We start from the raw sequence: 23,647 nt of genomic DNA on the forward strand, positions 1-23,647 counted from the left end.
GAACTCGATCGCAACCATGCGCGTGCGTCTGATCCGAGAGCTCATCAAAACCTTGCCGCGATGTCCTTGCTGCGGCGCCATCGCAGCATCAAATGGACGCCGACGCCCATGACGCAGTAAGATTAGCCGAGCCGCGTAGACGGTAGCTCAACACGCGAAGCTGCAAGGCGTAACCCACCATTGGCGTGGGTCATATCGGCGGGCTACGCTTCGCTAACCCGCCCTAGGATGCCTGCGAGACTCGCATGACCCCCACCGCCGCCGAGCGCGACGCGCTGTTCCAGGCCTTCGCCCGCGCCTTGTTCCGGAACGACATGGATGCGCTCTACGCGGTCGTCACGGAGAACTTCGTCTGGCGCTATCACGACGGCATCTCGGCTGAGCGGGTGCTAACCGGCCGCGATGCCATCCGGCAGCACATCGACGAGCGCAAGGCCTTCTTCTCGTCGAGCCGCTTCCACGACGTCGTCTATCACCATCTGCCCGACATCTCCTTCATGACCTTCCGCGTCAGCGAGACGGTGCGGGCCACCGGCGAGCGGCGCGAGCAGCAGGGCATCGAGCGCTATACCTTTGCCGGCGGCAAGCTCGCCACCAAGGACGTCTACCGCAAGCCGGTCGCGGGGTGAGGGGCGGCGCTCTCCACGGCGGAAAGAACCGTAGGGTGGGCAAAGGCGCGTTAGCGCCGTGCCCACCATCTCTAGTGTGCCGGTGAAGGTGGGCACGCTACGCTTTGCCCACCCTACGAATTTCTACCGCAAGCCGGCCGCTGGTGTGAGGGGAGGGGGCACCGCCCCCGCCCTCGTCCACGCCTACTTTGCATGGGGTTGTTTTCGATATTTGAGTTGGAAGCGAGCCCATCCCGCGAAAGAAGGGGAGAGCCGCAGACTACCGCTCCCGCCGCACCGAGCTCCCCCAATGCTTCAGCGACGACCACACGCTGCGCGACAGACGAAAACTGTCGACCGGAGTGGAGCAGCCGAGCGCCTCGAAGCGGTGCAGCTCGACGCCACTCCACTGGAAGCCGCATTTCTCCAGGATGTTGCGCGAGGCCGAGTTGGTCACGCGGGCGCCGGCGAAGAGATGATCGCCGTCGAACTGCTCGAAGAAATAGTCGATCGCCGCGCGCGCAGCCTCGGTGCCGAAGCCCTGGCCCCAATTTTCGACGCCGAGCCAGTAGCCGAGCTCGGGCGCATCCGCCTCGGCCATGTTGATGCCGACCATGCCTACGGCCGCGAAATTATGCTCGATCAGGAACGCGATCTCGCGCGGCTCGGCCGCCATGAAGCGAACGAAATCGACCGCGTTCTCCTGCGAATAGGGATGCGGCAGGCGGCGCGTATTCTCGGCGATGCGGCGGTCGTTGGCGAGACGCGCAATCGTTTTTACGTCCGCGAGCGTCGGCCGGCGCAGGCTCAGCCGTCCGGTCTCGAGGACGCAAGGACTCGCCTCGCGCAGGATCGGTGGAGAGAATTCATGCAGCATCGTCCGGCTCCTGTGATGCAACTCGAAAAGGCGAAGTTGAAAACGAAAAAGGGGAGGCCGGTTTCCCGCCTCCCCTTCAGGAGCCTTGTTGAGGACTCCGCCGGTTCGTCAGGACCCGGCGGAATCGATTTGATCCACCGTCTATTCGGCCGCCTCGGTGATCGGAAGTACCGACACGAAGGTGCGGCCATTGGCTTTGGCACGGAACTCGACGCGGCCTTCGACCTTGGCAAACAGAGTATGGTCGGTGCCCATGCCCACATTAAGGCCGGGATGCCAGGTGGTGCCGCGCTGACGCGCGATGATGTTGCCGGGAACGACGTGCTCGCCGCCGAACGCCTTGACGCCAAGGCGCTTGCCCTTGGAATCGCGTCCGTTTCGCGATGAACCGCCTGCCTTTTTGTGAGCCATGGCCCGTCTCCAAACTTCTCGTATCTCTTAGATCAATTCCTTGACGGAATCATTTCAATTCTTGTCACGCTTCAAATCGAAGCGATCACTTCTTGCTTTTGGCCGCCGCCTTCGGGGCCGCCTTCCTGGGCTTCGGCGCGGTATCCTCGCCCTCGGCAGAAGGCGCGGCCGCAACCTTTTCCCTCTTCGGACGCGGGCCGACGGTCGGCATGGCGTTGTCGGTCAGGATCTCGGTGATCCGCAGCACCGTGATCTCGTCGCGGTAGCCGCGCTTGCGGCGCGAATTCTTGCGGCGGCGCTTCTTGAAGGCGATGACTTTCGGTCCGCGCTTGTGGTCCAGCACTTCCGCCGCGACGGAGGCACCAGCCACCGTGGGGGCGCCCAGCACCGGCGTGTCACCGCCGACCACCAGGACTTCGCCCAGCTGCACGATCGTGCCGACTTCGCCGGCGATCTTGCCTATCTCGAGTACATCATTCGGAACGACGCGGTACTGCCGGCCGCCGGTTTTGATGACTGCGAACATCGTTTGATTCCTTCGTGTTCGATCCCGTCCTCGGGGCTTTGCCCGGGCCGGCTTCTTGTTCAGTCGGTTATGGGTACGTGTTCCGCGCGATTTTTCGCGCAAAAAACAAGCGGCGCAGGAAATCCCGCGCCGGATGGCGGGCTTTATAGCGCGAAAGACCCGGGAGTCAAGGCAAATGGGCCCGAAAAACCGCCAAATAGGAGGGATTTGGCCCGGAAATGGGCGAATGGCGAGTGGCGAATGGCGAGTGGGGGGACCCCATTCGCCACACCCTATTCGCCATTCGCCCTCTCGTGAAACCAATGGGTTCCACTTCCGTTGTCCCCCTGTTCGTCGCGGGCCAGGGAAATCATGGCTGAGGACCTCATTACCACCACCGGCATCGCCGGCCACGGGGCGGCCCGGCTGCCCTCGGTCGACGTCGACAGCTTCAACATCGAGCTGAAGGACGAGGACGGCTTTGTGGGCGACCGCGCCAGCAAGGGTGCTTTCCGCGAGATCCTCGACAACTGGCGCAAGCCGCTTCGCAAGAGCGGCGAGGATCCCTTTGGCGAGGAGCCTTCCGACAAGATCAGCAAGAAGGTGCTGGACGAAATCCTGGTCGGCGACGACCTCGAGGCCTCTGCCATCGTGCACAGCGCCATCGAGGAGTTCGCGCAGGAGCTCGCCTATGTGACGCGGCGCTTCCTGAAGACCAAGGCCTGGGCGAAGACCGAGCGCATCGTGGTCGGCGGCGGCTTTCGCGAAGGCCGGATGGGCGAGCTCGCCATCGCACGCACCGAAATCATCCTGAAGTCGGAGGACTTCAAGGTTGATCTGGTGCCGATCCGCTTCCACCCCGACGAGGCCGGCCTGATCGGCGCGCTGCATCTGGCGCCGTCATGGATTTTCGAGGCCCATGACAGCATTCTGGCCGTCGACATCGGCGGCACCAACATCCGCTGCGGCGTGGTCGAGACCAACTGGAAGAAGGCGAAGGATCTTGCCAAGGCGGCCGTGTGGAAATCGGAACTGTGGCGTCATGCCGACGACGAGCCGACGCGCGAGGGCGCGGTGAAGCGGCTGGTCAAGATGCTGAAGGGGTTGATCGAGGAAGCCGAGGCGGAGGGGCTGAAGCTTGCTCCCTTCATCGGCGTCTCCTGTCCGGGCGTGATCAATGAGGACGGCTCGATCGAGAAAGGCGCGCAGAACCTGCCGGGCAACTGGGAGAGCAGCAAGTTCAACCTGCCGGCAAGCCTGATCGAGGGAATTCCTGCGATCGGCGATCACGACACGGCCGTCGTGATGCACAACGATGGCGTGGCGCAGGGGCTTGCCGAAGTTCCCTTCATGCAGGACGTCGAGCGCTGGGGCGTGCTCACCATCGGCACCGGGCTTGGCAATGCGCGCTTCACCAACCGCCGCAATGGCAAGGATGCGAGGAAGGACGAGAAGAAGGCGAAGAAGAGCTAGGCGACAAGGGATTGCAGTTCCCGCGCGAGGTAAGGTTGACCGGTTAGGTTAAGAACGGGATCGCGTTGCGCCCGGTGCGCGCGGCTCGCTACGGTCGTTCCGTCGCTCCCTCTCTGGCCGGCGAAGCCGCACTTCCCGTCCAGAATTTTAAAGAAGCGGCACGGGGCCGCCGGTGTTTTGTCGCGTCCGGCGGCCCCACCTTCGCTTGCCGGCAAAGTGCGAGAGAGGCGCCGGCGATCTCGGTGGGGCCGGAATGGGCGCTGTTTTTGCACCCTGTTTCCGCGCGTTACCGGGCGCATTTTATTCCCCCCGCGCCTTGCCCGGCCCGCCATCCTCGCCTAGAACACGGCCCGGCCACAGCGGGGTGAATCGCCCCGCATCGGCGCCTGGAGAGGTGGCAGAGTGGTTGAATGCACCGCACTCGAAATGCGGCATAGGTGCAAGCCTATCGGGGGTTCGAATCCCTCCCTCTCCGCCAGCAGACGCAGAACTCCAATAAAATCAACAGGTAATTGATTATCATAGGCTTTTTGCCGCCCGACTGGTACACAAGGGTGGTACATAATGCCCCTCGCTATGAGTCGTCCCTGGCCACATCCTGACACTGGCATTTTTTGGTTCCGGAAACGTGTTCCGGACGATCTTCGCAACTTGGTCGAGAAGAGCGAAGAACGCTTCAGTCTGCGAACGCGTGATCCAAGAGAAGCGAAGCGGCTTCATGCCCTCAAGCTGGCTGAAGTCGAGGAGCGCTGGGCGAACTTGCGGGCCGGCCAGCGTCCGTTGTCTCAGGACGATGTCACGCGACATGCTGCGACCATCGGAGATCATCTGCGGCGTCAAATTGAAGCAGATCCCTATCAGCAGCTGCAGTGGGACATCGAAATCGGGGCAAGCCTCTGGACTGCGCGCAAGGGCGAACTCTACGTGGACGCCACTCAACCACTGGTTCCAGCTGATCAAAAGCGGATTGATCAAAAGAGCATCTGTTATTGGCTCGTCGACCGGCACCTCGAAAGAAAGGGCTTATCCACACGTGCTGAAGATCGCGAGAGGTTGGCTCGCGCAGTCACTCTTGAGGTGCAACGGGTCGTCCAAAATCACGAAGCCTATTTGCGCGGCAAGCAGGAGGTACACGTTGGTGAACTTGCCCTGCAAAAACTTCGGGCGCCGGCTGGGCCACTGACTTTCGAGGCGATCATTCAGGGCTGGGTGGCTGAGAAGAAGCCAAATGCGAAGACCCAGTATACGTGGCGTCGCGTGATGAACGAGCTGTCGGCATTCTTGGAGCACGATGATGCGCGACGGGTTGGTCCGGACGACCTCGTTCGGTGGAAAGGAGATCTGCTCGCCAAGGGACGGGCTGCCAAGACCATTCGTGACAGCAAGCTGGCTCCCGTGAGAGCGATTTTTCAGTGTGCGGTAGACAACCGAAAGCTCGACAGCAATCCCGCTGCCCGCATCAACATCGATCTCAAAGCGCGATCATCAGAGAAGAGGCGGGGGTACACGGACGATGAGGCCAGGATCATCTTGCAGGCCGCGCGCGCGGAGCAGGAAACGCACAAGCGTTGGGTACCCTGGGTTTGCGCCTACACGGGTGCGCGGATTTCGGAAATCTGCCAGCTGCGCTCAGAAGACATCAAGCAGATCGATGGCATCTGGTGCATTGCCTTCGCAGCCGAGGCGGGCTCGCTGAAAAACGTGAACTCAGAGCGCGTTGTGCCTGTGCACTCAGCACTGGAGGGCGAAGCGTTCCTGAAGTTTGCGGCGTCCGTGCGCAAGGGGCCGTTGTTTGCTGATCTTGCACCGGACCGCTTCGGCAACCGAGGCGGCACGGGGACGAAGATTCTAAGTCGGTGGATCAGGTCGCTTGGTGTGGTAGACAAGCGGATTTCGCCGAACCATTCCTGGCGCCATCGATTGAAGACCCTCGGCCGCCGTCATGGGCTTGCAGTGGACATTCTCGATGCGATGACCGGTCATGGTCGCAAAACTGTGGCCGATACCTATGGTGAGTTCCCTCCGGAAGCGATGTTGAGAGAACTTCGCAAAATTCCATCGCTCAAGCTCTGACCAGTGGCAAGTGCGCCCGTCGGCGCAAGGCGTTTAGACGGGAACATGGAGGCCACCACCCATCGGATCGGTGTCCTTGGAGCATTCGCGTCACATTAATCGGGGTGCTAGCCTTCTCTGACCCTAAGATTTGGGTCCTGTAGCAACGTGCATCCTTTGCCAAGCGGCTTCCCTGCCGGTCGGGTGTAGCGGTATTGATCGTCGGCCGCGTAGATCTGTTTCATGGCGCAACCCATGACCGTAGAGTTGAAGTCGGCAACTCCCTCATGGTTGAGTTCGATCACGTCCTCGTCTCCTTCTGTTCGGCCGATCAGGGCCACATTGGAAGACAGCGGAAACAGGACGTCCCGATCGCCCAGACCAAGGCCGGGAGCATATTGATTGCCGTAATTCACTCCGCCTGGCCGGTGAATGCATACAGGATTGTTCGTCGTGACGAAGCCGCCGGACCCTTCTTTCGCCTTTACGATGCGCCATTTCCGCGCATCGAAGTACCAATAGAGCCGTTCCAGCGCCCCAGCTCCATTTCTAAGCCGAAGTTCTGGTGCGCGCCCTGACCTTGTCAATGTTAGCTTCGACGAATTTCTTGTAGCCCTCGAAATCGCTCGGCTCATCCTCGGGCCATTTCCCCGCGGTCTTCATCGCTTGGACGACGGCTTCCCACTTCGCCTTGTCCTCGAAGGGCGCGGCGAGCATCGCCCAGAATATTTCCGTGTATACCTTCTCCATATCGGATCGGGTTCGCGGATTTCGGACTGCGAGGAGGGTAACGAGGTTGACGATGTCTTCGCGATCCTTACCTTCTTCGCCGAAGGACGCTGTCTCTCTGACGCGCTTGATGCCCGGAGCGATGACAGTCTCAAACTTGCTGAGCTCCTGTTCGAGGCAACGCAAGCGGCCTCCTTCCGCACAAGATTCCTGCTCGGAAAATTGCGGCGAGCGCTTCGCGCTCAGTCTCTTCCCCCTCGGCCGCCGTGCTCAGCGCCGGTGACCAAGGCCAATGCCCGAACTGGTGCGCCTTCGCCCGCAGCGCGGGCACCGTGCGGTGCATTTGCTTTGATATCTTGGCGATGGGCATCCTGGCCTTCGAATGGGCCTTGAGAGCCTTGACGTCGTCGCGAGTGTACTCTCGACTCCAGCGCGATTTCCTCGAGCTCCTCGTTGGACACCTCATTGTACCGGCCCTTATCGAGCTCGTATCCCTTGACGATGTCCTCGTTGGCGACCTCCTCGCCGGTGTCGGCATCCACCTTCATATACTTGATGCGGTGGCCGGTCTGCCGGTTGAGCTGGTTGAACGAGATCTTCTCGCTTTCCGATGTCGCCGGATAGAGCGCCACGGGACGCGTGACGAGCGACAAACGCAGGAAGCCTTTCCAATTGGCGCGGGAGGCCAGCGGTACTGGACGAAGCCAGCAAAAGCCGATCACGACGAGGCTTCCACCGGTGCCATCGCGCTTTGACGTTCAATCTGCTGCGTCAACCGGCTGAACACCCGTCTCGCATTGCCCTCGAAGATTTTGGCTTTGTCCGCTGCCGATAGCGGAAGTTGATCGATGTAGCGTTTGGTGTCATCGAAATTGTGACCGGTCTCCGGATCCACACCGGGAACGGCGCCGATCATCTCGGACGCGAACAGGATGTTGTCGACAGGAATCACCTTGGCGAGCAGTTCCTGTCCCGGCAGGTGATAGACGCACGTGTCAAAGTAAATGTTCTTGAGCAGATGCTCCGTCAGGTCCGCAAGCTTCATGGCCTGCGCGAGCCCACGGAAGCGTCCCCAGTGATAGGGCACTGCACCACCGCCATGGGGAATGATCAATTTGAGGTCGGGAAAATCGCGGAACACGGATGACGTCATCAATTGCATGAAGGCCGTGGTGTCGCCGTTGAGATAATGCGAGCCGGTCGTGTGATAGGCCGGATTGCAGGCGTAGCTGACGTGGATCATCGCTGGCACGCTGAGCTCGACCAGCTTTTCGTAGACCGGATACCAATGGGGATCGGACAAGGGCGGATCTGTCCAGTAACCGCCGGACGGATCGGGATTGAGGTTCACGCCGACAAAGCCGTATTCGTTCACACACCTTTCGAGTTCGGTAATGCAGTTCCTGGGCGAAACGCCCGGGCTTTGCGGCAGCATCCCGGCACCGATGAAGTTGCGCGGAAACAGTCTGCAAACCCGATGGATCAGCTCATTGCAGGCCGAGGACCATGCCTCGCTGGTCGAAGCGTCGCCGAGATGATGGCCCATCCCCGCCGCACGGGGAGAGAATATTGTCAGACCGGTGCCCCGCTCGCTTTGCAGCCGAACCTGGCTGCCCATGATCGTCTCACGGATTTCGTCGTCGCTGATACTTGGCCGGGGCGGTGCCGGCTTTCTCTTCGAATGCGCCTCTGTCTGTTGTTCGCGCCACTGCAGGTGCTGCGGAGGCTCCGTCGTATAGTGACCGTGACAATCGATGATCATTTTCAACTCTCGTAAATTTCCAGCAAGTGTTACAGATTTTGACCGTTAAGCTCGATCGCGAGCAGGCTCGTTGGCTACTCCGCCAAACTCGGCCCAGAGCCTCTCACGCGCCGCTGCCGCGGCATTGGCTTGCTCCCGCTTCACGTGCCCGTAGCCCCTTATGATTTCGGGAAGCGAGGCGATCTTGGTCGCAATGGCCAGCGTGCCTGGGCTTAGCCCTGCCAGCAACCGCTCAAGATCGGCTTCGTATTGAGCGCGCAACTGCCGATCAAGTTTGCGCTCGGCGTTGTTGCGGAAAGGGTCGAGCAGAGTGCCGCGCAGCCGCTTCAATCGCGCCATGATGGTCAGAGTGCTCATCATCCAGGGGCCGACTTCGCCTTTGAAGACCTTGCCGGTTGCCCCGTCGATCTTGGCGAAAGGCCACGCACCAAAATGAAAGTGCAGCTTGAAGTCACCTTCGAATTCGCGCTCCAAAGCGGTTCGAAAGTCTGGATGGCTGTATAGCCGGGCAACTTCCCATTCGTCTTTCTCAGCCAGCAGCCGATGATAGTTATGGGCGACGGCCTTGGTCAGCATATCGCCCTCGCCCAATGCCGACTCGGCTTGACGCACACGTTCGACGACGTCGCGGTAGCGCTGCGAGAGCGCCTCACCGGTATGCGCCACCAGATGTTCGCTGCGATGCTTGATGATATCGACCACGGTGCGGTTAGCACGGGGCGTGAACGGGATAATTTGAGCTGGCGAACGCTCCCTGATCCAGCGCTCGACAGCGGCGATGTCGTGCGCTGCGCGACGTCCCCAGGTGAACGCTTCATTATTCATCCCGACCGCGACACCGTTCAATTCGATCGCGCGCTCGATCGATGATAATTTCAGCGGTATCTGCCCGCGCTGCCAGGCTGCGCCAAGCATGAACATGTTGGCAGCAATCTGATCTCCCAGAAGCGCCGTCGCCAGGCGCTGGCCGTCCAGCAGCAAGGCCCGGTCGCCGAGGAGATCGCCAATGCGCTGGGTCAAGCCGAGCGCGTCGACCTGCCAGTCTGGGTTTTTGGTGAAGTCGGCCGTCGGAATCAAATCGGTACAGACCACCGCATGCCCCCTGACGCGGTCGAGCTTCGCGATCGACTCATCGCTTGCTGCGACGATGAGGTCGCAGCCGATCAGCGTGCTCGCCTCGCCGGCCGCGATGCGCGTGGCATGCAGAAGCTCGGGACGCGGCGCAAAGCGCACGTGCGAATGAACGGCGCCGTATTTCTGCGACAGGCCGGTGACGTCCAGGTTGGAGCTGTAATCGCCTTCGATATGCGCCGCCATGGCCAATGTCTGACCGATGGTGACAATGCCGGAGCCGCCAATGCCGGCAACGAGAACGCTATGCACGCCGGTGAGCATGGGTACTTCTGGCTCAGGCAACGACGACGTCCAATTCCGGCTCGCCGCATTGCCTTGTGTACCGCCTGCCCCCGAATCGACCTTGCGCAGCTTGCCGCTATGCACCGTAACAAAGCTCGGGCAGAAACCTTCGGTGCAGCTGTAATCCTTGTTGCAGCTGGCCTGGTTGATCCGGCGCTTCCGTCCCAGCTCGGTTTCCAATGGCTCGATGGACAAACAGCCTGAGACCTTCCCACAATCTCCGCAGCCTTCACAGACGGCAGGATTGATAAAGCTGCGTTTCTGTGGGTCCGCCCACTTCCCGCGCTTGCGCAGGCGTCGGCGCTCCGTTGCACAGGGCTGGTCGTAGAGGATGATCGACACGTCGGGGTATTCACGGAATGAACGCTGCACTGCATCCATTTCCGATCGGTGATGCACAATAACGCCGGGCGGCAACTCGACACCATCGTAACGCTCCGGCTCGTCGGTGACGACCGCCATCTTGCGCACGCCTTCTCCGGCGAGTATCGCCAGAGTCTGCTGTGGAGAAAGGCTGGCATCCACCGGCTGCCCGCCAGTCATCGAGACAAACCCGTTGTAAAGCAGCTTGTAGGTAATCGGCACTTTAGCAGCGATGGCTTGTCGGACCGCAAGCAGGCCCGAGTGAGCGAAAGTGCCATCACCGAGATTGGCAAACACGTGCTTCTCACTCGTGAAGGGTTGCTGTCCCAGCCAGTGGATGCCCTCTCCTCCCATGTGCGAAGGTGCGTTCGTGGTCTTTGGGTCAACCAGCATGGCCATCGTGTGACAACCAATGCCCGCAAGGGCCCGGCTGCCCTCGGGCAGTTTCGTCGACCGGCTGTGTGGGCATCCCGAGCAGAAACCGGGACTGCGCCCCGGCAAGCCGGGTGTTGGCCCGTTCCGGCCAAGCGCCGAGGGCGCCGCCAATGAACACGTCGGTGCAACCTCCCGGAATATTGCACTCAGCACCTGGGCGACCAGATCAGGTGATAGTTCACCGGCATTGGGAAAGGCCATAGGGCCCCTCTGCGGGTCAAACAGCGTCCCCGACAGGTGCTTCCCGACAATGCGAGGCGCATGCGGTTCACCATAGAGGATGGCCCGAAACTGATCCTCGATCAGCGGGCGCTTCTCTTCGACGACGATAATTGTCGACAACCCATCCGAAAATTCACGTGTGATCACCGGGTCCAGCGGCCAAATCATGCCGATCTTTAGTAATCGCAGCCCCAGAGACGAGGCAAGCATCTCGTCGATGCCGAGACTTGCAAGTGCCTGCAGCACGTCCTGCCACGCCTTGCCTGCCGCCACGATGCCGATCCTGGCCTCGCGCGCATTCCGGGTGATCCGATTGAGCCCGTTGACTCGTGCATAGGCCTGCACCGCTGCAAGCTTGTGGTGGTACAAGCGATCCTCCTGCAGGAGCGGGGGATCGTATCCGCGAATGTGATAGCCCGAGCCGAACATGTCCTTCGGCTCACTCGGTGATTCCGGCAGCGTGATGTTTGGCGAGTCGGGCGCCACGTAAACGGACCCTCCGCCTTCGACGACGTCGGTCACAAGCTTCATGCCGACCCAACAGCCGGAGAAGCGGCTCATAGCGATCGCGTGCAGTCCGTAGTCGAGCACTTCCTGCGTGTTCGACGGATAGAGTATGGGCATGCCGACCGCTATGAAGACGGGATCAGAGAAGTTGGCAACAGTCGAGCTCTTGGCGCCGTGGTCGTCGCCTGCAAGGCACAGAACCCCACCTTTCGGGGAGGTGCCTGCCAAGTTGGCATGACGAAGAGCGTCTGCAGAGCGATCTACGCCAGGCCCCTTCCCGTACCATATACCGAAGACGCCATCTACCTGGGCACCCGGAAAAGTGCCAACATACTGGGACCCCCAAATAGCTGTAGCAGCCAAGTCCTCGTTCAGCCCGGCCCGAAAGACGACGTTTGCAGCCTTCAGCTCTTTGTCCGCGGCCCATAGCTCCATGTCATAGCGACCCATCGGAGAGCCCCGGTAGCCAGAAATGTATCCCCCGGTATTCCAGCCAATGGATACATCGCGAGCCCGTTGCTGCAACGGCAGACGAACCAGCGCCTGCATGCCGGTCATGTAGACCCAACCTTCGCTGATCCTGTATCGATCTTCGAGCGATTTGGGGGAGCGTTCGACGACTGCATTCATGCTCGCGTCCTCATTTTTCTAATTTGGTTGATGGTCGAAACCCGCTGATTGGATTGCTGAGGGGGCGGATGAGATTCTGCGTAAGTCAAATCCTGACTGCCACTTTCACATCTGCACTTCGATCAGCCGCAGTCCCGGGTCGGCGATCGCTTCCGCCAGCGCCTTGACGAAATCATCGACATCGGCGACCGCGCGGCCCGGTACGCCCATGCCCTTGGCCAGCGCGACGAAGTCAATGGTCGGACGGTCGATCTTCAGCATGTCCTGCGCGCTTCGATGTCAGACGGCAGCGGGGCGTTGTAGCCAATGTGGCAGGTCGCGGGCTGGCCGACGATGTTGACGATTCCGGAATTGGTCTTCTTGGCGTTGTTCAAATTAGCAAGGCCGTTGGCGGGCCCGAGATGCAGCAGCGTCGAGGCCGGCGTGCCCTTCATGCGGAAACAGCCGTCGGCGGCGCCGGTCACCACGCCCTCGATCAGGCCAAGCACGCAGCGCATCCCCTCGACCCGATCCAGCCCGACGAAATGCATTTCCGTGGTGCCGGAACTGGTGAAGCAAATGTCCACGCCGCCTGCGACCAATGTCCGCACCGGATTTTCCGCACCGTTCATTCGTTTCTTTCCTTTGATTGTTCAGTCGCTTAGCCCGCCCTGGCGGCCCAGCCAGACATGCTTTGAGCGAATGGCTTGACGTTATTATGTTGTCATGACTATAAGATATTACACTAGCACTTTTTGGGTGGCTAGAACAATTCGAATACGGAGGAGCGGCTCATGGCGACGCGAACGTTGTTCGCGAAGGTTTGGGATCAGCATGTGGTTGCCGACCTCGGCGACGGATTCAGCCTGCTGCATGTCGATCGGCACCTCCTGCACGATCTCGGCGGCCCGCGCGGCTTGCGTGACACCAGCGAGCGTGGTTTGCGCGTTCGAAATCCGGAATTGACCTTTGCAACGCCGGACCATGCGATTTCGAGCGCACGCGGTCGTGCCGGGACGACGGCAACAGGTGAAAGGCTGCTGACCGGACTCCGCGAAGAGACCCGCGCTGCGGGCATCCGCATGTTTGACGTCGGCGAGACCGGCCAAGGTATCGTGCACGTTATCGGTCCCGAGCTTGGGCTCAGCGTGCCCGGCACGATCATTGTCTGCGGCGACAGCCATACGTGCACGCATGGCGGTGTGGGTGCGCTCGCGTTCGGCATCGGTTCGACCGAACTTGTTCACGTGCTGGCGACCCAAACCATTGTGCAACGCTTGCCGAAGGCGATGCGCGTAACGTTCCAGGGAACGATGGCGCCGGGCGTCACTCCGAAGGACCTGATCCTGCATCTGATCGGCACGCTCGGTGCTGCGGCCGGCTCGGGCTATGCCGTCGAATACGCAGGCTCTGCGATCGAGGCGATGGACATCGAAGGTCGCCTGACGATCTGCAATCTATCGATCGAGCTCGGCGCCAAGGTCGGCATGGTCGCGCCGGACGACAAAACCTTTGTCTATCTGAAAGACAAACCCTACGCCCCGAAGGGTGTGCTTTGGGACACTGCCGTTGCCGCCTGGCGTGCATTGCGAACCGATGCCGATGCAAAGTTCGATCACGAAGTGACGATTGATGTCGCTCACGTGCAGCCGCAGGTGACTTGGGGAACGAGTCCGGAGCATGTCATCGGTATCGGTGGGACGATTCCCGATCCCGACGGTCGCCAGGCGATGCAGGACGCGTTGGATTATATGGGCCTGCAACCTGGCATGCCGCTGATCGGGCTCCCGGTCGACTACGTCTTCATCGGGTCTTGCACCAACAGCCGACTTTCGGATCTGCGCGCGGCAGCGGACGTCGTCCGCGGTCGCAAGGTAGCGGATCAGGTGCGCGCGTGGGTGGTGCCGGGTTCCGAACACGTTCGCCGCGCTGCAGAGGCAGAAGGTCTTGACCGCGTCTTTACCGAGGCGGGATTCGATTGGCGCGAGCCCGGCTGCTCCATGTGTCTTGCTTCCAATGGCGAGACGGTGCCTGCCGGCAAGCGATCGATTTCGACGTCAAACCGTAACTTCGTGGGACGGCAGGGCCCCGGCGCCCGTACCCATCTCGCCAGCCCGGCGATGGCCGCCGCTGCTGCGCTGGCCGGGCACATCGTCGACGTTCGTCATATGGAGGCTTGATGATGGAGAAGTTCGAGCGCCTGACCGCCGTCGCCGCGCCGCTGCTGCGCGACAATATCGATACCGACGTCATCATCCGGATCGAGCGGCTGCTCGGAGTTGTGCCCAGAAATGACCTTGGCCATTGGTGCTTCGAAGCCCTGCGCTACCTGACCCACGGCTCCGAGAATCCGGACTTCGTGCTCAACCAGCCGGGCTATCGCGGCGCAGCCATTCTCCTTGCGGGCAAGAACTTCGGCTGCGGATCATCGCGCGAAGGCGCCGTTTGGGCACTGTTGCAAGTCGGTATCCGCTGCGTCATCGCGCCGAGCTTTGGTGAAATATTCTTTGGCAATTGCTTTCAAAACGGCTTGCTGCCCGTGGTCCTTGGAGAAGCTGACATTCGAGCATTGGCGGCTGAAGTCGAGCGACGTCCGAAGGCAAGCCAGCTGACCGTCGATCTGACGCGAAGTCGGGTCGAGGCACCTTCCGGGCAACGCTTCGAATTCAGCATCGCGCCGATGCGTCGGGAAGCATTGCTGCGCGGGCTAGACGAAATCGAAATGACGCTGGCACGAAGCAGCGACATCGCTGACTTCCAAGCCGCCGACCGGCGCTCGCGCCCCTGGATTTACGAAACTGTGGAGCACTGATGAGCAAGACTACGGCAACGATCGCGATCGTCGGTGGCGACGGCATCGGTCCGGAAGTGACCGCACAGGGCCGCCGGATTCTCGAATGGTTTGCGATTAGACGCGGCGTGGACGTTACGCTCGTTGATGCGCCCTACGGCGCTCTCGCCTATGAGCGCTTCGGAGCGGTGCTGCCCGACCAGACGCTCGAACTACTCAGAAGTGCGCACGCCATCTTGTTCGGCTCGGTCGGCGGGCCGGAGTATGATGCTATTCCGGCGGTTGAGCTACGGCGCGGAAGCCTGCTGAGCATTCGCCGCGATCTCGACCTGTTCGCCAATTTGCGGCCGGTCAAGTCTGCGTCAGCCCTTCACGAGGTATCGTCGCTGAAGCAGCGGGTGCTCGATGGTGTCGATCTCGTTATCGTGCGCGAGTTGAGTGGCGGCCTCTATTTTGGACAACCGCGCGGCATCGAGAGCATGCCGAATGGCGAGAAGCGCGGCGTGAACACGCACAGCTACACGACGAGCCAGATCCTGCGCGTGGCCCGAGATGCTTTCGAGCTGGCGCGCATACGCAAGCGCGCCGTCTGCTCGGTCGATAAATCGAACGTGATGGAGGCGGGCGCGCTGTGGCGTAGCGAGGTCCAGGCACTCCACGATGCCGAGTATCCTGACGTCACGCTCACACACATGCTTGCGGACAATTGCGCGATGCAGCTTGTTCGTGAGCCCGCACAGTTCGACGTCATTGTGACAGACAATCTGTTCGGCGACCTGTTGTCTGACTGCGCGGCAATGATTGCGGGATCGCTGGGAATGCTGCCATCCGCCTCGCTCGGCGCACGCACGCCGGACGGGAGTCGCGCCGCTCTGTATGAGCCGGTGCACGGATCTGCGCCTGATATCGCCGGCCGCGGTATCGCGAACCCGCTCGGTTCGATACTCAGCGTTGCCATGATGCTCCGCCTATCACTCGATGCACCCGACGATGCCGAACTGCTGGAGGCCGCAATCTCGCGGGCGCTTGCTGCCGGCGCGCGCACAGGCGATATCGCGCTTGACGGTCAATCACGGGGCGGCACCGCAGCGATGGGCGATGAAGTGCTACGGCAGCTCGAGCGCGGCGCAAACTGACCATACGAAGAATCTCATTCAATCGGACGAAGATCCGATCAACCGAGGCGAATGGAGAGGGACAATGACACAACTGATATCACGGCGTGCACTTCTGTGCGTGGCGGCCGGAGGAGCCGCAGGAAATTTGCTGGGTCTGTCCAAGGCTCGCGCCGCACTGGGTGGCAGCGCCGTCTACCCGGTCGCGTTGCCGGGTTATGCCCCGCAGTTTGTCGCGATGACGCAGGGCTTCTTCAGGGATGAAGGTCTCGACGTCCAGCTCATTCCGGCCGGTAGCGGCGTGAAGATGCGCGACATCCTCGCCTCTGGCCAAGCTGACATCGGCATCGGCGACGTAACGCACGTGCTGCAGCTCACGAACCGTAAACGTCCTGCCAGGATTCTCAGCTCGATTGAACGCCGTAACGTCAGCGTAATAATGGTTGGTATCGAGCTGCATACGAAAGGTCTGACCAGCATCGACCAGCTCGCGACATGGAAGCGGGCTGACGGCGGCAAACCGCTCGTCGGCGTGTCCTCGATCGGTGGCACCTCTTATGTGTGGTCGTCGTTCTTTTTTGAGCAGTTGCAGCTCGATCAGGCCGTCACCTTTATCGCAGCCGGAGAAACCGACACCATGCTTGGCGCGCTCAAGACCAAGCAGATCGACCTTCTGGTCGGAAGCCGTTCCATGCTGGCGGAAGCGGAGAAGCGCGGTTGGGGACGCCTGCTGTTCGACATGGGCGACAAGGCGGTCTGGGACCGCATCGTCGGTGGCGATGTGCCGATACTCACGAATTTTGCGCTGGCCTCCCTCATCGAGCGCGATCGCCCACGCGCTCAGAGCTACACGACTGCACTCTATCGTGCAGCCCGCTGGATCGAAGCGCATTCGGCCGAAGAAGTCTATGATGCGATCGAACAATATGTCGGATCGACCTCGCGAGAAGCCAATGTCATCGAATTGCTCGCCAGCAAGGAAGCGTTGAATGCCCCCGGGCTGATCAATGAGGAGGACTTCAAGCGCGGCGGCCGGGTCTGGTTCCGCGAGACGACCGGCATCAAACCGCTTGCACTGAACGCGGTCTTTGATCGCTCACTAATCGAGAGAGCGCATGCTGCAGTCCAAAAGTGATCCCCAACGGAGCGTCATGCCAACACCAGCGTCCGAACCGGTTTGCATCGAGGCGCGTAACCTTTCAAAGACGTTTCAGGTGAGAGGTGGGAGCATCACCGCCGTCAGTGACGTCTCGTTCGCCGTTCGCAAGGGCGAGTTCGTCTCGCTGCTTGGCCCATCGGGCTCGGGCAAGAGCACCGTGCTCAATATGATCGCGACCTTGCTCGAGCCTACCCATGGGTCGATCCTGATCGACCGCGAGGTTCAGAATAGCGTTGCCAACCCAAAGGTCGGCTACATGTTTCAGCGCGACACGCTATTTCCGTGGCGGACCGTCGGCGGCAACATCGGCTACGCACTGGAAGCCGCCGGCGTCGGTGCTGACGAGCGGCGAAAGAGGGTCTCCGAGTGCGTGCGGCAGGCCGGCCTGATCGGGTTCGAAGAACTCTATCCGGCGGCGCTCTCAGGCGGAATGCGGCAGCGGGCGCAGTTGATGCGAACACTGATCCGCCAGCCGGAGGTGCTCCTGATGGATGAGCCGTTTGGCGCTCTCGACACCCATACCAAGCTCGACATGCACCGAGTGCTGCTCGACATCTGGGAACGCGAACGCCAGACCGTCTTGTTCGTGACCCACGATCTGTCGGAGGCTCTAACGCTCTCGGACCGGATCATCCTGTTCGCTGCCCGCCCGGGGCGAATCAAGGCAACCTTTGAGGTGAAATTTCCGAGACCGCGCGACGGAGTTTCGTTACGCGAGACCGAAGACTATTCCCAACTCTTCTCCAAAATCTGGCATTCGCTAGGCGAGGAATTTCGCAAGGCAAAGGCGGAGTGATGGTTTCACGATCTCTTCAGGTCCCGGTTTTCGTCTGGCAGCTCGCAATCGTGGTCACCACGCTTCTCGTGTGGCAGTATGGCAATGACGTTCACCTCGCATTTCCCGCGCTTGTGCCTGACATCTTCGACCCCTATTTCGTCTCCACGCCAACGGAAATTGCGGCGCAGTTTCTCCAGCTCGCGTGTCTGAAATCTTCGCTTGGCGAATGGAATCATTGGGCGGACGGCAGTTTCGGGCGCTGTCTCTCGCGCAGCCAGAACAATCTCTGGATCGCTACCGCCGTGACGTTGAAGAACACGATATTCGGCTTTCTCGCCGGCATCGGCAGCGGCTTCGTGATGGGTCTGCTTCTCGGCCGCTCTGACCGGTTGAGCCGCATATTCGCACCGTTCGTCGTCGCAGTGAATTCAATCCCGCGCATCGCGCTCGCCCCGATCATCATTCTGGCCTTCGGCATTGGAGACACCTCCAAGGTGGTAACATCATGGATCGTGGTGGTGTTCCTGGTATTCTTCAATACATTTGAAGGCGCGCGCTCTGTCGATCGCGGCTATCTCGACGCGGCGCGCCTGCTCGGCGCGAGCCGCTGGTACATCACCCGCACGGTCATCATTCCGTCGACCGCGGCGTGGGTCTTTGCGTCGCTGTCGCCTGCTGCGTCGCTGGCATTGATCGGCGTCATCGTCGGCGAATTCATTGGCGCACAGCGGGGCATTGGCAGGCTCATCATCGAATCGCAAGCGCGCGCCGAAGCGGCTGGCATGATGGTTGCCGTGGTGGTATTGATGTGTGTGGGCATGGTGCTGTCGTTCGGCATCGCCCGCTTGCAGCGTTATCTGCTCCGGTGGCAAGCGCATATGTCGGGATAATCCGTGGTTCGCGATATCAGCAGGGCGCTAGGAACTTCGCTTCATCATCAGATTCAGACGGTGATCCGGGATGGGATCGCGACCGGCCGGTATGGCGTCGGCGAGATGCTGCCGACCGAAAGCGAACTCTGCGAGATGTTTTCGGTTTCGAGAATCACCGTGCGGCGCGCGATGGACGCGCTGGAACACGAAGGCCTAATCGCCCGACAGCAGGGGCGCGGCACCATGGTGTTGCCGCAGCATGAGGCTTCACCGGCAGACGAGTCCGACAGCTTTCTCCGCCACCTCTCGTCTGTGATTTCCAAGACAAAACCGACCGTGATCGACTTTGGCCTGGTTTCTCCCCCGCCCGATGCTTGCAAGGCACTGCAGCTTTCCAACTCAGATCTCGCCCTTCGGATCGTCCGTATCCGGCGGCGGAATGATCGCCCGATCCTGCATACGACGATGTATGTCGGTCAGCACCTCGCCGAGAAAATTACCCGTAATGATTTCGCCTCGGCATCGGCGGCATCCGTGCTGATCAAATGTGGCTACACCTACCGCCGCGTGTTCTACAGCACGGGCGCCGCGCTCGCGGATCCGATCCTCGCCGCTCAGCTTGGAGTCCATGTCGGCGCGCCCTTGGTGGATTTGCGACGTGTGTCGACCGATCAAAGCGGTCAACCATTCGAGTACATGAAGCTCTTGGCACCACCGGATCGCTTTCGCTTCGAGGTGACGATGCAGCAAGACGATAGCGGTGAATTCACGCTGGTTTCCGGGCCCTGACAAACTTCTGCTACTGGCCCAGGCCGTGTGAAAATCCCGCGACTTGGGGCGCTCCGACGCATTTCGCGGCCGCCGCGCTTCTAATTCGGTGGAATCGACCTCCTGTCATCTCAGTGGCAACCAGGATGCGCATGAAGTGGACACGGCAACTCTTGCCAGTTGGCGTTGGGCACCTTTGGTCGCAATGGATTCAGTCTGTCATAATCTTTTCAGTGTTGCCTATTCCGGTGCCGGTTTTCAGATTTTGTCTTTCACCGCATCCGGGATCTTTTCGAGCGAGGGCTTGAAGTCCTTGTAATTCTTTTCGTTCTTGGCGACGCATTCGGCGAGCGCGTCGAGCATGGTCGATCCCTTGCGTTCGAAACTGACCGAGAGGTTCTGAAGGTTGCCCGGCATCACGAGGGTGAAATAGCGGGTGTTCCACAGCACTTCGGAAAAGCGTTTCGGGGTGATCTGCAGGATCAGGATCGTATTCTTGTTCCTGATCTCGTAGGTGAATTCGGTGCCGTCAATGAAAGCGTCCTTGGTGGCGCTGTAGAAGTTCCAGCGCAAAGTGCCTCGGCCTTCGCCGTCGATCTCCCAGGCCGTATTGCGCATGATGGCCCAGAGTTCACCGTCGACGAGCGAGCGGTGGAGTTGGAACCAGGAGCCGTCCTTCTTGTTGGCGCTGCCGTAGCAGGTGGCTTGTCCGGTTTCGGTATCGGCGTCGCCATACACGGACCAGAATTTGTCCGTCTCCTTCTTGTAGAAGTTGATGCTCTCCGCCAGGGAGGGTGAGACACCGACGAAATCGAAGCCAATCACTACGGGCAGCAGGGCGAGGAGGAAAGTAGGGGATCGCATGGCCATACCTCTCGTCATCCGAACAGCCAGGAGGTTGGCGACGCAATCGGTTTGCCGTCGTTCAAGAGGATCATACCCTTGATGACGCGGATCAATGTCCAGATGGTCCACCACAGCCAGATGATTGCGCCGATGTAAAAGAACAGGAGCATGCTGCCAGCGACGAAGTACAACAGCCCGATCCAGAAGGTGTGAACCTGGAAACGGAAGTGGCTCTGCATGAATGCGCCAGAGTTCGACGCCTTCACCGAGGCGATGATGACGCCGATAACGGCGGTGATGATGGTGATGAAGCCGAGGAGGTAGAGGATGTAGACGGCGAGGGCATAGCCCCAGTCGTTCTTTGTCCCTTGGTCGGGGAGGGCTTGATCAGTCGCAGGGGGCATCGGAATGTCTCTTCAATCGTCCGACTGTCTTCGCGTCCAGTCGGACAAAGGTTGGAAAGAAGGATGTCTGTGTGAGGCGGCTTTCGACTAGGCTGAGTCCGGCGATGGTTGCCTAGTCGCAATGGACCGGCCGCTATCCTCGCCTTTCACGTTCGGCCATGACGAGATAGCCGCCGGCCCCCATGATCAGCAGGGCCATCAAGGCGATCGCTTCCGCATCCCTCCAGCTGTACCCAAGACCCCACAAAAGGACGCCTCCGCCTACCAGAAGGCCGAATGGCCACCACTTGTTTGCCAACAATTTCGTCATTCTTGACCTCAGCTTGACGACTTCCATTGCCCGGGATTCAGGCGCGGTGTCCGGATGTTGCGTATTTCTCGCGGTCCGGCCGTACATCAGGCTCAAATACCGAATTTATAGGTATCTGAAAAGTCGTTTTATGTCTCTGGCCCCCTTTCGGGAGGCTGGATGCCCAAGACGGTCACCTCACCGCTCCAAAAGAAGCTCGCCGCGATGCTGGTCGAGCTCAGGAAAGAGGCTGGCCTACGCCAAGTAGATTTGGCTGATAAGCTCGGTGTCTATCAGTCCTGGGTGACGCATCTGGAGTCCGGGCAGCGCCGCATAGACGTAGTCGAACTTATCGAGCTCGGACGCATCATGGGGTTCGATCCGGCGGAGGTCGTACGAAAGCTCAACAGGCGTTAGCTTGAGAACTCAGTCGTCTTGCGAGGACAGGAAGATTTCTGGCGCGGTTGAGTTGTCCCCGAATACGGCGGCGGTGAGCGGCCCGCCGTAGACGGCGGCGGTGTCGAGGTTGAGCCGGTTGGGAAGGATGTCCGGCCGGCCGATCTTGAGCGGGGTATGTCCGTGGACAACGAGGCGGCCGAGGTCTTTGGTTGAAGAAAGAAACGGCTCTCTAATCCAGAGGAGGTCATGTTCGTCTTGCCCTTCCAGGGGGCGGTCCGGGTGGACGCCGGCATGGACAAAGAAGCGTAGGCCGTCATCATGGAATTTGGGGAGCCCACGGATCCAATCGAGGTGGTCTTCGGGAAGGTCTCTTGCAGCGGTAACCCCGTAGCTCGAAAGTGTATGGATGCCGCCGTTGCGCAGCCAGTTCTCCTCCCATTCCTCAGCGTCGAGGGCGGCGAGCAGCATCTCCTCGTGGTTGCCCATCAAGCAAACGACGTCTTCCGGCCGGTCCTCCTGGAGCGCCATGAGGCAGTCGATGACGCCCTCGCTATCCGACCCGCGGTCGATGTAATCGCCCAAGAAGACGAATTTCGCCCGTTGCTTGCCGGCATCGGCGTGGCAACGTTCCACCAGCGCGATGAGTTTTATGAGGCAGCCGTGGATGTCACCGATGGCGTAGGTCCGGGTCATGATGGCATCTCCGATGAGCCTCAGCTTCGATAGTGTGCGTCGGATCGGACGACGAATGTGCCAGCGGTCAATCCGAATTCGCTGACGATGCGCGCGATCGTGGTCTCCTGATGAAGGCGGCGATCGGCATAGAGGATGAAGACACCAGTCACGGTGTTGTAGACTATACGCCCACGAGGGAAGAATTCGTATTCGTGATCGGCAATTGCCTGCAGGATGAACCGGCCGGCTACTGGAGCCGTTCGGGTCTTTTGCCATCGGCTCCAGACTTCGTAATGTCCTCGGGCATGAGTCAGGAATTCCCCGTATGGCTCGGCTTCTGCGAGCGAGGTCGCCTCTACAAGAATTGTCCAGGAATGATGGGGCGCCGGAATACCCCAGAAGATCCCCACCGAACCGGTCATGATATTCCCTGAGGTGATGCTGCTCGGCATGGCAATGCTGAACGGAAATGGGAGCTCCCTGATCCGGGAGCTCCCTGACATTTCTCACGTTGCGGTTCATCAGCTCTCAACGGGTTTCCAAAGTTCCTCACCACGCCAGCGCGCCTCGCCGCTGCTCTGGAAAGACTCGCAAGAAGCATCTGAACTTGCTTCGTTTGGCAGGGAGGAATGTTGCGGGCGCTGGAATAGGCGCGCTAGGGGCGGGTAGTCGGTGCGAGCGTCGCGAACGCTCAATCTGCAGGAGGTTCGAGACCGGTTCCCAGCTGCTCGCAAATAGTGAGGGCAATAGGCATGTATGCAGGTAACTGATCTCAATGTCGTCCTCGCGCGCATCCGCGTCTTCTATGCGTCGTTCCAAGTAGCGTTTGACCCGTTCGTGCCATTCCCGGGCAGAAGGCGAGAGATCGCTGGTTTGGGCTTTGCCTGGGCTTCTTCTTGGTTGTTTTCTGAGGCTTCCCGGGCATTCAGTCACCGCCTTTGTGCAAATCTGTTGTGAGGCTACCGCCTCCGCGCTCAAAGGTTAGGGATAGCCGACTCGCGCTGTGTCGTCATGGTGGCGCACGATCGGCCGGATGGAATCCGGTGCCATCCCTTCACGGGCGCTCCCAACGGGGGGCGACGATAGCGCAATCGCGAGCGAAAACCTCCGCCGATGCTGACGGATCAGAATGGGATCTCCGAGTTCCTGTTTATCGCGTTTTCTGGAGGTGAACCGGCCTCCGCCTCGCTCGATGAAGCTCACGCGAGGAGGGCGTGTTGCAAATATCATACCTGATATCTGCCGTAAGCCTCGATTGGAGGACGGATTTAATTGTTTGTCTAGGCTATCGTCTTGTCGTGGCGCATGCGGACGAGATCGTGTCCCCGGGCGTGGTGTAACTGGCGGTGGGTCACCGCGTTCGCCGGCAAGGGCCGGACTGGTCAGTTGGCGATAGCCGGGAAGCTGACGGCGGCATCATCGCTCAACGGTGCGATGGTTTCCAGTGTCATGTAGCGGGCGCGCTGGACGGCCCATTCATCGTTCTGTTCGAGCAGGATCGCGCCGATGAGGCGGACGATGGCGTCTTCGTTGGGGAAGATGCCGACCACCTCGGTGCGCCGCTTGATCTCGCCGTTGAGGC

Annotated in this window: 25 protein-coding genes, 1 tRNA gene and 2 pseudogenes; 12 read left to right on the forward strand and 16 right to left on the reverse strand. The window is 60.4% G+C overall.

Going from position 1 to position 23,647, the window contains the following annotated elements; genetic code table 11:
* Window positions 1-245: 245 nt before the first annotated feature.
* Window positions 246-629 carry a nuclear transport factor 2 family protein gene (locus tag ACT4OC_RS09135; protein WP_444838653.1) on the forward strand — a complete coding sequence of 128 codons (384 nt, stop codon included), beginning with the start codon at window positions 246-248 and terminating at the stop codon, window positions 627-629.
* A gap of 259 nt (window positions 630-888) precedes the next feature.
* On the opposite strand, the gene ACT4OC_RS09140 is transcribed toward ACT4OC_RS09135, so the two are convergent.
* The 3 genes from ACT4OC_RS09140 to rplU form a co-directional block, all read right to left on the reverse strand.
* The gene (locus ACT4OC_RS09140; protein WP_444838654.1) at window positions 889-1,485 is read right to left on the reverse strand and encodes a GNAT family N-acetyltransferase; all 597 of its coding nucleotides are present in this window, start codon (window positions 1,483-1,485) and stop codon (window positions 889-891) included.
* A 141-nt stretch (window positions 1,486-1,626) separates the two neighbouring features.
* Window positions 1,627-1,896 carry a 50S ribosomal protein L27 gene (gene rpmA, locus ACT4OC_RS09145; protein ID WP_444838655.1) on the reverse strand — a complete coding sequence of 90 codons (270 nt, stop codon included), beginning with the start codon at window positions 1,894-1,896 and terminating at the stop codon, window positions 1,627-1,629.
* Between the two features lie 85 nt (window positions 1,897-1,981).
* Window positions 1,982-2,422, reverse strand: a complete 441-nt coding sequence (rplU, locus tag ACT4OC_RS09150; RefSeq protein ID WP_444838656.1) for a 50S ribosomal protein L21 — start codon at window positions 2,420-2,422, stop codon at window positions 1,982-1,984.
* Window positions 2,423-2,773: 351 nt separating this feature from the next.
* Here rplU and ACT4OC_RS09155 point away from each other — a divergent pair, with 351 nt between their 5' ends.
* From ACT4OC_RS09155 to ACT4OC_RS09165, 3 genes are all read left to right on the forward strand, one after another.
* Window positions 2,774-3,874, forward strand: coding sequence for an ROK family protein (locus tag ACT4OC_RS09155; protein ID WP_444838657.1), 1,101 nt, complete (start codon window positions 2,774-2,776; stop codon window positions 3,872-3,874).
* Between the two features lie 388 nt (window positions 3,875-4,262).
* Window positions 4,263-4,352, forward strand: a tRNA-Ser gene (locus tag ACT4OC_RS09160).
* 98 nt (window positions 4,353-4,450) lie between these two features.
* Window positions 4,451-5,947 carry a DUF6538 domain-containing protein gene (locus ACT4OC_RS09165; RefSeq protein WP_444838677.1) on the forward strand — a complete coding sequence of 499 codons (1,497 nt, stop codon included), beginning with the start codon at window positions 4,451-4,453 and terminating at the stop codon, window positions 5,945-5,947.
* A 107-nt stretch (window positions 5,948-6,054) separates the two neighbouring features.
* On the opposite strand, the gene ACT4OC_RS09170 is transcribed toward ACT4OC_RS09165, so the two are convergent.
* The 7 genes and pseudogenes from ACT4OC_RS09170 to ACT4OC_RS09200 all read right to left on the reverse strand — a co-directional run.
* Window positions 6,055-6,561: a DUF4238 domain-containing protein gene (locus tag ACT4OC_RS09170; protein ID WP_444838658.1), complete on the reverse strand. Its 507-nt coding sequence runs from the start codon at window positions 6,559-6,561 to the stop codon at window positions 6,055-6,057.
* A complete protein-coding gene (locus ACT4OC_RS09175; RefSeq protein ID WP_444838659.1) occupies window positions 6,476-6,841 on the reverse strand; it encodes a hypothetical protein in 366 nt (121 codons plus the stop codon). The genes ACT4OC_RS09170 and ACT4OC_RS09175 overlap by 86 nt, the downstream gene beginning before the upstream one ends.
* A 236-nt stretch (window positions 6,842-7,077) precedes the next feature.
* Window positions 7,078-7,344, reverse strand: a pseudogene (locus ACT4OC_RS09180) (Ku protein); the annotation flags it as partial.
* A gap of 29 nt (window positions 7,345-7,373) precedes the next feature.
* Window positions 7,374-8,417, reverse strand: coding sequence for an amidohydrolase family protein (locus ACT4OC_RS09185; RefSeq protein WP_444838660.1), 1,044 nt, complete (start codon window positions 8,415-8,417; stop codon window positions 7,374-7,376).
* Between the two features lie 45 nt (window positions 8,418-8,462).
* Window positions 8,463-11,990 carry an indolepyruvate ferredoxin oxidoreductase family protein gene (locus ACT4OC_RS09190; RefSeq protein WP_444838661.1) on the reverse strand — a complete coding sequence of 1,176 codons (3,528 nt, stop codon included), beginning with the start codon at window positions 11,988-11,990 and terminating at the stop codon, window positions 8,463-8,465.
* A gap of 105 nt (window positions 11,991-12,095) precedes the next feature.
* On the reverse strand, window positions 12,096-12,251 hold the full coding sequence (locus ACT4OC_RS09195) for a thiamine pyrophosphate-dependent enzyme (protein ID WP_444838662.1): 156 nt from the start codon (window positions 12,249-12,251) through the stop codon (window positions 12,096-12,098).
* Window positions 12,252-12,262: 11 nt separating this feature from the next.
* Window positions 12,263-12,601, reverse strand: a pseudogene (locus ACT4OC_RS09200) (thiamine pyrophosphate-binding protein); the annotation flags it as partial.
* 162 nt (window positions 12,602-12,763) lie between these two features.
* Between ACT4OC_RS09200 and leuC the strand changes: the two are divergent.
* The 7 genes from leuC to ACT4OC_RS09235 all read left to right on the forward strand — a co-directional run bounded on the left by leuC (window position 12,764) and on the right by ACT4OC_RS09235 (window position 19,473).
* Entirely contained in the window at window positions 12,764-14,149 is a 1,386-nt protein-coding gene (gene leuC, locus ACT4OC_RS09205; protein ID WP_444838663.1) for a 3-isopropylmalate dehydratase large subunit, read from the forward strand.
* Window positions 14,149-14,781, forward strand: a complete 633-nt coding sequence (leuD, locus tag ACT4OC_RS09210; protein WP_444838664.1) for a 3-isopropylmalate dehydratase small subunit — start codon at window positions 14,149-14,151, stop codon at window positions 14,779-14,781. Before leuC ends, leuD begins: the two co-directional genes overlap by 1 nt.
* A complete protein-coding gene (leuB, locus tag ACT4OC_RS09215) occupies window positions 14,781-15,896 on the forward strand; it encodes a 3-isopropylmalate dehydrogenase (RefSeq protein WP_444838665.1) in 1,116 nt (371 codons plus the stop codon). The genes leuD and leuB overlap by 1 nt, the downstream gene beginning before the upstream one ends.
* A gap of 64 nt (window positions 15,897-15,960) precedes the next feature.
* A complete protein-coding gene (locus tag ACT4OC_RS09220) occupies window positions 15,961-17,010 on the forward strand; it encodes an ABC transporter substrate-binding protein (RefSeq protein ID WP_444838666.1) in 1,050 nt (349 codons plus the stop codon).
* Window positions 16,991-17,830 (forward strand): ABC transporter ATP-binding protein, encoded by an 840-nt coding sequence (locus ACT4OC_RS09225; RefSeq protein ID WP_444838667.1) that lies wholly within the window; start codon window positions 16,991-16,993, stop codon window positions 17,828-17,830. The genes ACT4OC_RS09220 and ACT4OC_RS09225 overlap by 20 nt, the downstream gene beginning before the upstream one ends.
* A gap of 50 nt (window positions 17,831-17,880) precedes the next feature.
* Window positions 17,881-18,702 carry an ABC transporter permease gene (locus ACT4OC_RS09230; RefSeq protein ID WP_444838668.1) on the forward strand — a complete coding sequence of 274 codons (822 nt, stop codon included), beginning with the start codon at window positions 17,881-17,883 and terminating at the stop codon, window positions 18,700-18,702.
* A gap of 3 nt (window positions 18,703-18,705) precedes the next feature.
* Window positions 18,706-19,473 carry a GntR family transcriptional regulator gene (locus ACT4OC_RS09235; RefSeq protein ID WP_444838669.1) on the forward strand — a complete coding sequence of 256 codons (768 nt, stop codon included), beginning with the start codon at window positions 18,706-18,708 and terminating at the stop codon, window positions 19,471-19,473.
* Between the two features lie 237 nt (window positions 19,474-19,710).
* Here the strand turns inward: ACT4OC_RS09235 and ACT4OC_RS09240 are convergent, their stop codons facing one another.
* The 3 genes from ACT4OC_RS09240 to ACT4OC_RS09250 form a co-directional block, all read right to left on the reverse strand.
* A complete protein-coding gene (locus ACT4OC_RS09240) occupies window positions 19,711-20,316 on the reverse strand; it encodes a hypothetical protein (RefSeq protein WP_444838670.1) in 606 nt (201 codons plus the stop codon).
* Between the two features lie 14 nt (window positions 20,317-20,330).
* The gene (locus ACT4OC_RS09245; RefSeq protein ID WP_444838671.1) at window positions 20,331-20,702 is read right to left on the reverse strand and encodes a DUF4870 family protein; all 372 of its coding nucleotides are present in this window, start codon (window positions 20,700-20,702) and stop codon (window positions 20,331-20,333) included.
* Window positions 20,703-20,835: 133 nt separating this feature from the next.
* Window positions 20,836-21,012, reverse strand: coding sequence for a hypothetical protein (locus ACT4OC_RS09250; RefSeq protein ID WP_444838672.1), 177 nt, complete (start codon window positions 21,010-21,012; stop codon window positions 20,836-20,838).
* A 159-nt stretch (window positions 21,013-21,171) separates the two neighbouring features.
* On the opposite strand from ACT4OC_RS09250, the gene ACT4OC_RS09255 reads away from it, so the two are divergent.
* Entirely contained in the window at window positions 21,172-21,408 is a 237-nt protein-coding gene (locus ACT4OC_RS09255; protein WP_444838673.1) for a helix-turn-helix domain-containing protein, read from the forward strand.
* A 9-nt stretch (window positions 21,409-21,417) separates the two neighbouring features.
* On the opposite strand, the gene ACT4OC_RS09260 is transcribed toward ACT4OC_RS09255, so the two are convergent.
* From ACT4OC_RS09260 to ACT4OC_RS09270, 3 genes are all read right to left on the reverse strand, one after another.
* The gene (locus ACT4OC_RS09260) at window positions 21,418-22,083 is read right to left on the reverse strand and encodes a metallophosphoesterase family protein (RefSeq protein WP_444838674.1); all 666 of its coding nucleotides are present in this window, start codon (window positions 22,081-22,083) and stop codon (window positions 21,418-21,420) included.
* 20 nt (window positions 22,084-22,103) lie between these two features.
* Entirely contained in the window at window positions 22,104-22,487 is a 384-nt protein-coding gene (locus ACT4OC_RS09265; RefSeq protein ID WP_444838675.1) for a hypothetical protein, read from the reverse strand.
* Window positions 22,488-23,447: 960 nt separating this feature from the next.
* A partial coding sequence (locus tag ACT4OC_RS09270) for a transposase (protein ID WP_444838676.1) occupies window positions 23,448-23,647 on the reverse strand: 200 nt, incomplete at its 5' end.

The sequence above is a fragment of the Bradyrhizobium sp. genome, assembly GCF_052389815.1.
Classification (GTDB): Bacteria; Pseudomonadota; Alphaproteobacteria; order Rhizobiales; family Xanthobacteraceae; genus Bradyrhizobium.